At 69.8% G+C, this 8,916-nt stretch carries 12 protein-coding genes; 8 read left to right on the top strand and 4 right to left on the bottom strand.

Annotated features, from left to right (window positions below):
* Positions 1-149 precede the first annotated feature (149 nt).
* On the bottom strand, positions 150-623 hold the full coding sequence (locus ACZ4WZ_RS14325; protein WP_467889632.1) for an SgcJ/EcaC family oxidoreductase: 474 nt from the start codon (positions 621-623) through the stop codon (positions 150-152).
* Positions 624-878: 255 nt separating this feature from the next.
* Positions 879-1,610: a maleylpyruvate isomerase family mycothiol-dependent enzyme gene (locus ACZ4WZ_RS14320; protein ID WP_467890090.1), complete on the bottom strand. Its 732-nt coding sequence runs from the start codon at positions 1,608-1,610 to the stop codon at positions 879-881.
* A 654-nt stretch (positions 1,611-2,264) separates the two neighbouring features.
* On the opposite strand from ACZ4WZ_RS14320, the gene ACZ4WZ_RS14315 reads away from it, so the two are divergent.
* The 3 genes from ACZ4WZ_RS14315 (at position 2,265) to ACZ4WZ_RS14305 (ending at position 3,889) form a co-directional block, all read left to right on the top strand.
* The gene (locus ACZ4WZ_RS14315; protein ID WP_467889629.1) at positions 2,265-2,813 is read left to right on the top strand and encodes a phosphatase PAP2 family protein; all 549 of its coding nucleotides are present in this window, start codon (positions 2,265-2,267) and stop codon (positions 2,811-2,813) included.
* A 192-nt stretch (positions 2,814-3,005) separates the two neighbouring features.
* Complete coding sequence (locus tag ACZ4WZ_RS14310) at positions 3,006-3,419, top strand: phage holin family protein (RefSeq protein WP_467889626.1); 414 nt, start codon at positions 3,006-3,008, stop codon at positions 3,417-3,419.
* Positions 3,416-3,889: a DUF3618 domain-containing protein gene (locus ACZ4WZ_RS14305; protein WP_467889623.1), complete on the top strand. Its 474-nt coding sequence runs from the start codon at positions 3,416-3,418 to the stop codon at positions 3,887-3,889. Before ACZ4WZ_RS14310 ends, ACZ4WZ_RS14305 begins: the two co-directional genes overlap by 4 nt.
* A gap of 370 nt (positions 3,890-4,259) precedes the next feature.
* On the opposite strand, the gene ACZ4WZ_RS14300 is transcribed toward ACZ4WZ_RS14305, so the two are convergent.
* Positions 4,260-5,144, bottom strand: coding sequence for a LysR family transcriptional regulator (locus tag ACZ4WZ_RS14300; RefSeq protein WP_467889620.1), 885 nt, complete (start codon positions 5,142-5,144; stop codon positions 4,260-4,262).
* 227 nt (positions 5,145-5,371) lie between these two features.
* Here ACZ4WZ_RS14300 and ACZ4WZ_RS14295 point away from each other — a divergent pair, with 227 nt between their 5' ends.
* The 4 genes from ACZ4WZ_RS14295 (at position 5,372) to ACZ4WZ_RS14280 (ending at position 7,878) form a co-directional block, all read left to right on the top strand.
* Positions 5,372-5,593: a hypothetical protein gene (locus ACZ4WZ_RS14295; RefSeq protein WP_467889618.1), complete on the top strand. Its 222-nt coding sequence runs from the start codon at positions 5,372-5,374 to the stop codon at positions 5,591-5,593.
* Positions 5,590-6,555: an EamA family transporter gene (locus ACZ4WZ_RS14290; RefSeq protein ID WP_467889615.1), complete on the top strand. Its 966-nt coding sequence runs from the start codon at positions 5,590-5,592 to the stop codon at positions 6,553-6,555. Before ACZ4WZ_RS14295 ends, ACZ4WZ_RS14290 begins: the two co-directional genes overlap by 4 nt.
* 126 nt (positions 6,556-6,681) lie before the next feature.
* Positions 6,682-7,347 (top strand): hypothetical protein, encoded by a 666-nt coding sequence (locus ACZ4WZ_RS14285; protein ID WP_467889612.1) that lies wholly within the window; start codon positions 6,682-6,684, stop codon positions 7,345-7,347.
* Positions 7,348-7,536: 189 nt separating this feature from the next.
* Positions 7,537-7,878 (top strand): HopJ type III effector protein, encoded by a 342-nt coding sequence (locus ACZ4WZ_RS14280; RefSeq protein ID WP_467889610.1) that lies wholly within the window; start codon positions 7,537-7,539, stop codon positions 7,876-7,878.
* Positions 7,879-8,077: 199 nt separating this feature from the next.
* Here the strand turns inward: ACZ4WZ_RS14280 and ACZ4WZ_RS14275 are convergent, their stop codons facing one another.
* The gene (locus ACZ4WZ_RS14275; protein WP_467889608.1) at positions 8,078-8,611 is read right to left on the bottom strand and encodes a DUF7822 domain-containing protein; all 534 of its coding nucleotides are present in this window, start codon (positions 8,609-8,611) and stop codon (positions 8,078-8,080) included.
* 116 nt (positions 8,612-8,727) lie between these two features.
* On the opposite strand from ACZ4WZ_RS14275, the gene ACZ4WZ_RS14270 reads away from it, so the two are divergent.
* The coding region (locus tag ACZ4WZ_RS14270; protein WP_467889605.1) for a hypothetical protein at positions 8,728-8,916 on the top strand (189 nt) is incomplete at its 3' end.

The following is an 8,916-nucleotide window of genomic DNA, read 5'->3' as shown; positions in this document are numbered from 1 at the left end:
ACCGGGTTTTGGGGGGGGCGCCGGTGGGACGGGAATCCCCAAACGCGGTGGGGGTGGGGGGGGGGAGGGGGGCGCGGGGGGGGCCCCGGTTTCGGGGGGGGGGGGCGGGGCCCCGCTGCTGGACCCGCGCTACAGGAGAACCAATCCGTTCAGCCGACTTCGGTGCTTTCCGGCGCCGGAGGAATACGGCTCGGAATGTCGAACTCCGGATACAGCTGAAAAGTGCCCTGACATGCAGTCAGCAACCACTTTCCGTTTTCCTTGGACATCACGTAGAGTGGCGAGTTGGGGTTTCCGTCAGGATTTCCATCCAGCGTGTAGTGCTGCCCCTTCACCTTCACCGCCGCCACATCCGGTCGGATGAACAGCACGTCGATCAGCTCATAGGTGACCGTAGCGTTCTCCATGGCCCCGGGCAGAACTCGACGGGTGAACTCGTCAATCTCCGCTATCCCAGTCAGGATCCTTCCATGTGGTGCAGTGTAAATCGCATCCTCACGGAACAGGCTCAGAAATTCATCGCAGAGTTCATGCTGCTGGGAGTGCTGCACCTTGGCGACCACTTCCCTGATCGCCTCGATATCCTGTTTCTTCTGCTCGTCAATGAGCGTCGCCTTGTCCATACGGATAAGTATGGAAGGCAATCCCGTTACACCGTCAAGCAGCCTCCAACAGAACACGAGCCTCCATGGATGCCACGGCGAGCCGGCAGGAGCAGACGGCAGCAGAGGGGAGCAAGGCGAGCGCGCCCAAGGCCGTATCAGGGTGGAGGTGGCATGGATCTGGACGACACGGCTGGGTGCTGCGGCTGACGAACCTGACGAAGAGTCGTGTCCTACCGGCTGGAGGCGCGGCCAATGCCCCCTCCCCGCTACGCCCTACTCCTCCGGCTCCCAGGCGCGGAGCAGGTCGAGCAGCCCTGCGTCTCCGTCAACGCGCAAGGAGTCGGCGGGGATACGGTCGTACAGGTAGAGGACCAACTCACTGGCCGTGCCATGGACGGAGGCCCCGGCTGCGTCCGAGTCCTCGCCGGTCGCGGCAGTGGGCGCGGGGATGCGGGTGGAGCGTGCGCCGTCACCGTCGACCGTGAGGCGCCAGGAGCGGCCCTCCGTGGTGTGGAAGCCGAAGGCCGTGGGCTTGTGCGGCCAGGCGCTGGGCGTCGCGACGCAGGTGAACAGGAACTCCTCGACTCCGTCGAGTGCGAGCTCGGCCGGCAGCGGCTGCGGCGCGCCCGCGGCGAGCTGGGCGTCGTAGGTGTGTACCGCGCTCTCCTGGACCCGATGCCGGGCGACTCCGCCGGAAGTCCGCGGCGTCTGCAGGGCACTCCACCACGCCCAGCAGCCGGCGTCCGGTCCTGCCTCGCGCAGGGTGCTCAGCAGAAGCTGCGTCGATGCGGCCAGCCAGGCGAGCAGGGCCTCACGATCCCGCGGCACTTCCAGGGCGGCGCGCGCGGCGGCGGCCTCGGCAGGGGGAGCGTCGGCGGGCCCCGCGTCGACGATGGCGGCCCAGTAACGGTCTCCCCCACCCAGGTGCTTCACCAGATCGAACAGCGTCCACCCGGGGCAGGTCGGCACCTGTGCGTCGAGACTGGGCGCGTCGGCGACCGCGATGCGGAAGGCGGTCGACCGTTCATCGATCAGTCACAGCAGGTCAGGGAACTCGAGATTCTTTTCCACGCCGGATACCTATCACCCCGCTCCGATGATCGGACAGCGACTTTCACAGTTCGCCGCCGGTTGGCCATTGGGGAGGTCGTCCTCACCTCCCAGCGCCCGGGGGCCATGCCGCCCGGCGTCGTGCCCGTAGGTGCTCCGGCCTCGCCGCGCGGCCGGGCATCTCGGCGACGTGACGTCCAGCCAGGGCGCGCGGTCATGCGCCGTCCATCCTGTCCCGGCCGGGGACAACCGGGTTCAGGGTGGGGGCCTTCGGTCTGATGAGCATCCGAACGCAAGTCCTGCGCCGCGGGCTCCGCCGGCACACCTTCGGGCCCGCACCCCTGCCGACGCGGCGTGCCCGGCGGCAACAGGACCGACGCATGGGTTGCGCTGAAGTGGAAAGCCGCCAGGTATGGCACCCCATCTCAGTCAGATCTCGGAGACGACCATGACCGTTCTGACGCGGGCCGGCGGGCGATCGCCGGCGGCCACCCCGAGGACGAGGAGCCGTACGTCCCGTCGCGTGACCCTCGGAGGTGGAGTGCCGAGGCGTGCCGCCGGATGGAGTGCTCACGCTCCGAACGGTCCTGATGGGGGAAGCTGCTGTCCATGAGGCTTCTGGCGTCCTTGCGAGCGGGCGAGAACACGCTGACCAAGCGCATGGCGTCCTGGGATTCGGTCTGGGCGCGCGGCGTGCTGCCGCCGGTCGAGGATGCGGCCGAGCACACCAAGCTGTGGTGGGCCGCCGCCGCTCTCATGGCGGCCGGGGGCGGATGGAGGGGTCGCAGGGCCGCGGTGGCGGGCGTGGCGGGGATGGCGGTGGCGCAGGTGCTCTCCAACGGGGTCGCGAAGCAACTCGTCGAGCGCCGCCGCCCTCCGAAGGAATGGTTCCCGCACGAGGACGTCGAGGACCGGCCGGACAGCTCCTCCTTCCCCTCCGGGCACACCGCCGCGGCGGTCGCGTTCACTGCCGCCGTCGCTCCGAGCTGGCCATGGGCGAGCGCCGCGTGCGCCGTGCCCACGGTTCTGGTGTCGATCGAGCGGGTCCACAGCGGCGCGCACTACCCCTCCGACGTCGCGGCGGGCGTCGCCATCGGACTGGCGGCGGCCGCTGTGGTGCGGGCCGCGCCCCGCCTGCTGCTGCGCCGCCTCGGGTAAAGCGTCGGCCGATGGGGCGGGTGCCCGTCCGGCTACCGGGTAGGCGCATCCCTGAAGGCAGGAGGACCAGCAAGGCCGAAACGGGACAGCTGAGCGGCGCGGGGCCGCGCCCGGGATACGGATGGCGGCCCTCGTACGGCGATCGAGGAGTTTCCGTTCGCGCAGCACGAGGAAGGCAAGGTGAAGAGTCTCATGAACAACGCTGATCGGCACGACCGCGACTCCGGTGACTCGGTGGGCGCGCTGGTGAGCCGCGCGTCCCAGCAGCTGTCCGAGCTGGTGCGCGAAGAGATGCAGCTGGCACGGGCGGAGATGGCGGAGAAGGGCAAGCGGTTCGGGATCGGCGGCGGCCTCTTCGGCGGGGCGGGGCTGGTCGGCCTCCTCGCCGCGCAAGCCCTGACGGGCGCCGTGATCGCCGCCATGGCGCTGCTGCTCCCGGTGTGGGCCGCAGCGCTGATCGTCGCCGCCGTGCTGGCAGCGGCCGCCGCCGTCATGGCGGTGGTCGGGAAGAAGCAGATCGCGAAGGCCGTCCCGCCCGCGCCTGAGCAGACCATCGACAGCCTGAAGGCCGACGTGGCCGAGATCAAGGAGCACGCACACCGATGACCAGTCCATCCCCCGGCGAAGAGTCCACACCCACGCCCGAGGAGCTGCGCGAGCAGGTCGAGCACACCCGCGAGGAACTCGGACAGACCATCGAGGCACTGGCCCGCAAAGCCGACGTGAAGGCCAGGGCGCAGGAGCAGGCCGCCACCGCGAAAGCGCAAGCAGCCGAGAAGGCCGCGCACGTGACCGGCCAAATCCACGACAAGGCCGAGAAGGCCAAGCAACTGCTGAAGGACAAGACCCCTGACCCTGTCCTCGACAAAGCCGCCCACGCCGCAGCACAAGTTCGCGAGAGTGCGTCCCGTGCCGGACATCTGGCTGCGGACAAGACCCCCGAGCCTGTACGGGAGAAGGCCGGCCAGCTGGCGGCCACGGCACGCGCGAAGCGCACCCCGCTGCTCGCCGCGGTCACCTTCCTGGTCGCTTTCCTGCTCGTCCGGCGCCGGAGGTGTCAGTGCGGGCACCGATGAAGGCGCTCTCGATCGCTCGCGACCGACCGCCCGCGGGCAGGTCCGGCAGGACGCGGTCGTTCTTGCCGACGGTGGGGTGCGTCGGAGCGCTCTGACGGTCTGGACGGCAGGTTTCGGCGTGCCGGAGCCGGCGGCGGAGAGCGGGCTGTGCACGGCGCGCTCGGCCGTCGCTGACCGATGAGACGCTGACCAGCGGATCGCCGAGTCGGTGTCGATGGCGCTGCCCGTGCATCCGCAACCCGGCAATCGCGCATGTCCGTCACCGGCGGGCGGATGTCGGCGGCTCCAGCTCCACGCCCCCGGGGGGCCTCGCCGCGGGTTCCGCGGGCAGCTCACGTCAGCGATCGTCGCCGGGGCGGTGACCTCCTCTTCACTCCGTGTCGTCGACCGGGATGCCGAGGATGGCGAGGAAGGCGGTGGCCGCGGGTGTGCCGTTGTCGCGGCTCCAGATGACGTGTTCGACGCGGGTCGGTGCGTCGGTGACCTCGATGGTGATGACGCCGCCGAGTTGAGCCACGTAGGCGGAGGGAAGCAGGGCGACACCGAGGCCCTGTCCGACCAGTCGCGCCAGGAAGTCCGCGTTGGTCACCTCGAAGGCGACGTCGCGGTGGACACCGGCGGCCGAGAAGGCCAGGTCGGACTGGGCACGTCCGGCCGTCTTGGCCGGCAGGTCCACGAACACCTCCGAGGACAGCCTGCGCAGATCGACCGCCGGCTCCCGGGCCAGCGGATGGTCCGGCCCCACCACCGCAACGAGCCGGTCACGGCCCAGCTCGCGGGAATTGACTCCTTCGGGACGCACCGCCGTCGGCAGTCCGAGGAAGGCCACCTCGGCCCCTCCCGTCTTCACCTGCTCGACCAGTCCGTCGCTCGCGCCCACGCTCAGGCTGATGCGCACGTTCGGGTACTGCTGGTGGAAGTCGCGCAGGGCGCCCGGGATGTCGACTGCGGCGACGGACGGGATGACTCCCACGGCGAGTCGTCCGCGTACCTCGCCGACGGCCGCGGCGACTTCGTTGGCCGCGCGCTCGGCGGCGTCCAGACACTGCCGGGCGGCGGGAAGGAAGGCCGCACCGGCCGGTGTCAGCCGCACCCGGCGGCTGGTGCGCTCGAAGAGCCGCGCGCCCAGTTCTTTTTCGAGGCGGGCGATTTGGTGGCTGAGGGCGGACTGGACGACCAGACAGCGTTCGGCGGCCCGGGTGAAGCTGTTCGTCTCCGCAACGGCAACCACGTAGCGCATCTGCTGAAGCTCCATGGATCCATCGTGGATCACGATGGATGAGGTGACAACCATGTGTTGGACTCATCGATGGCTGCGGACCGAGACTTGGCGTGTGCCAGGTCCAGCCGCCGGACCGAAGGCTTGGGCGCGAACCGCATCGGTGTTCCTGGGGATTCCGCCCTCGCCCGTGCTCCCGCTGCGCCCGCCCGGCCCGAGCAAGTCGGCGGCGATCAGAGTTCGATCGAGAGGACGATCCGGTCATGACCCTTGCTCTGCCGAAGCCGCGGACGGTCACCGTCGCCGACAGTGGCGCAACTCCCGCTGGTCGCCGCAAGTCGCTCGCGGCTCCTGCCGACGCCGATCCGCCGATCCACCTGATCGAGGCGGATGTGCGGGCACCGACGGCTTCTTCGAAATTCGTCCTGCCTGTCACCGGCGATGTCGGTGACAGGTGTTCCGGTACGGAAGGCGGCGCGGCATGAAGGGCGGTCGGCAGCTCCTCACCGCCGGTGTGACAGCACTGGCGCCGGCGGTCTGGGGCAGCACCTATCTGGTGACAACCGAGTGGCTGCCACCGGACCGTCCCTTGCTGGCCACCACCGTGCGGGCGCTTCCAGGGGGTCTGTTCCTGCTGGCTCTCGCCCGCACGCTGCCGACCGGGATTTGGCTGTGGCGCATCCTGGTGCTCGGAACCCTGAACATCGGTGCATTCAACTTCCTGCTCTTCGTCGCCGCCTACCGGCTTCCCGGTGGCATCGCGGCGGTGATCATGTCCGCGCAGCCGATGTTCGTACTCATCCTGGCGGCGCTGTTCATCGGAGACAGAATCCGGCTCTCCCATGTGGTGGCCTGTGTCCTCGGCGTGGCCGGTGTCGTGTTGCTCGTGTTCAGGGGGACGGTGGAACTCGACTACGTCGGTGTGGCGGCGGCGCTGGGCGGCGCGATGTGCATGGCCGCCGGCATCACGCTGACCAAGCGCTGGGGGCGCCCGGACGGGGTGGGGCTGCTTCCCTTCACCGGCTGGCAACTCACCGTGGGCGGGCTGGTCCTGCTTCCGTTCACGGTGGCCGTCGAAGGACTGCCGTCCCGTATCACGGGAACCAACATCCTCGGCTTCGCCTATCTCGTCTCCCTCGGAGCCGTCGTCAGTTACGTGATCTGGTTCCGCGGGATAGAGAGGTTGCCGGCGCTGGCGGTCTCCTTCCTCGCTCTGGGCAGCCCGGTCGTCGCGACGATCCTGGGATACGTCTTTCTCCACGAGACGTTGTCGGCTCCGCAGCTGATCGGTGCCGTATCGATTCTCGTGGCCATGCTGCTGGCACAACCCCGGCCGGGCAGGCCGCAAGGGCCCGGTCCGCCGAAGGGAACAGCTGTGGGCACCGCCCCTCCACCGACCTCAAGCCGCGCACCGGGCCCACCGCGGGCCCGGCGGGCGGCGTCCTGACTCCGGAGGACCGGAGCCCGCCACCCGCTGACGGCCAGCCGCTGCCTCCCGCTCACGCCGTGCTCTTTACGTGCCCGTGCCCGCGCGGTTACCTGGAGTGCACGAGTACGAGCACGGGGGGCGGGCATGGCGGGCTGGCACGGGGGATGGGCACGCGGGCTCTGGCGGACCGCGGTGGCGATGGCCGTGCCGCCGCTGACCGCGGCCCTGGCGTTCGGGGTCGCGTGGGCGTCGGCGTACGGGTCGCTGAACAACTGGGGGTTCTTTCTCGGCGGTCTGCTCCTCCCGCTGGTCCTGCTCGGCTGGCACGCCGCCGTCGCCGCGCGGCGCCGAGCCTCGTGGATCTCCCTCTCCGCCCTCCCTGCCGGTTTCGGTGCCCTCCTGGCGCTCGCCTCCGTGGGGCACAGCGCGCTGGAGGACAGGGGCGTCGAGATCAGCTGCATCGTGCTGAAGGTCACCAAGCGCACCGAGACGGACTCCTCCATGGACGCCCAGGGCCACTGGACCTCCACGACCCGCACCTCGTACGGCCACCGCCTGGACTGCCCCGCCGGCGGTCCGGAGCACCTGAGCTCCCCCGCGCGGCTCGCGGAGGAGGGCGAGTCCCTGGCGGTGGTGCACGACCCGCAGGGCAAGGTCTCCCCGCGGGCTGCCGGGCACGTCCAGGGCCGGGGCATGCGCATCGCGGCCGCGGTGGTGGTCGGTGTGGCGGTACTGCTTGGGCTGGCCGGCGGAATCCGGGAGGCGTACGAGAAGCGGCGCCGGCGGCCGCGGCGGCCGACAAGGCGGTGAAACCGTGGCGACGGCTGCGTCCTGTTCGCCGGGCGTCGAGGGCTTGATGGCCTGGATGCGGCAGATCCGGCCGTTCTCTTCGCGCGCGTTCCGGCATGTGGAGCGATTCCTACCGGCCGGCTGCAGGGGGGTATCGTCGTCCGGTCACGGACGGCAACGGGACGTCTGCTCAACTTCAGGGGAACCACTATGGCTGATCTCAACTCGCTGCGGGCGAGCCTTGCGTCAGGTGAGCACGAGTTCGCCGACACTTTGGCCTTCATCGCCGCGCATTACGAGTACCAGCCGCAGGCGTTCCGCAACGGGGAGCTGGACAATGCCGCGGGTACGAACGAGGGCTCCTGCAAGACGCTGGGACTGGCCCTGCTGGAAGGGCTGAGCGACCAAGAGGCGCTGCTGGCATTCGGCGAGCACTACCGCAGTGTGCTGGCGACGCCGAACGGCGCTGATCACGGCAACATCCGCAATCTCATGGTCCATGGCCTGGCAGGGGTGAGCTTCGCCGGGCGACCGTTGGCCCGCAAGAGCTGAGCAGCCCCGTTGACGCGGGCGGGGAGGCCGTCCGCCGGGCGCCGCCCCCTACGGGCCGGACGCCGACGCGCGCTTCGCTGTGACGGCCCCCGCCGGCCGGCCCGAGAGGCTGCGGATCCTCGCGGGGTTCTTCGCTCGAGCCCGGACGCGCCCGTCGGGGCATCCCCGTCCGCGTCGGCTCCTGACCCCGGGGAACCGCTTATTCGGGGAAGGAGTAGTAGAGCGCGCTGCTGTAGAAGGACCCGAAGTGTTCCTCCCAGTCGCCGCGGACCGAGGCGAGCCAGTCGTCGTTCTCGCCGGCGATCGCCGCCTCGGCCTGGGCGACGGCAGCGGGAATCTCGGCCGAGACCAGACGCTGCACCGCCTCCACCGGATCGTCGTCCGTGATGGAGATCATCTCGCCGGTCTCCAGGATGAAGTACCCCGCCCGTTGCCTTTCCAGGTGGCCCGTGGTCTTTTCCACGCACGAGGCGAACTCGTCGTCGTCCTCGAGTCCTTGCCCGACCGCATTCAGGAGGTCGCGGAGCAGGGCGGCGCCCCTGTCGTAGTCCGCGGCGATGCCGATCCGGGGACTCCAGATCATGGAGGGGACGATCGTCGTGCCGTACCCGGCCATGAGCTTGTGGGCGAGCGGGATGCCCCAGTTGTGCTCGGATATGCACCGGATCGGCTTGGGGATGTCGTCCCCGGTCGGCAACGAATCGGCAGAGTAGAGATATGAACGGTTTGCCATGGCGGCGACCCTAACACCGTGCTCTGACATCCCCGTTCCGGCGGCGGACGCGTACGGTCGGCTCGGACGCGCCCCTGAATCCCTCCGCCCTCGGGGGCCTTGGGAGCAGCCTGGTCATGGGCGAGCTGGGCGCGGTCACCGGCGGCACCTCGCCCGCAGTCGGCGCTAAGGGCTTGCAGATCATCAAGGTGTTGCTTCCTGACCTGGGGATCGTTGGTGTGGTATGCGCATCCCGGACGAGACCCGTGACCAACTCTCCGCGAAGTTCGCGGTGTTGTTCCCACATCTGGACGAGCGGCAGCGAC

The sequence above is a fragment of the Streptomyces sp. NPDC029122 genome (assembly GCF_055569445.1).
The sequence above is the reverse complement of the archived record's forward strand: the minus strand, read 5'-3'. Positions and strand labels throughout refer to the sequence as shown.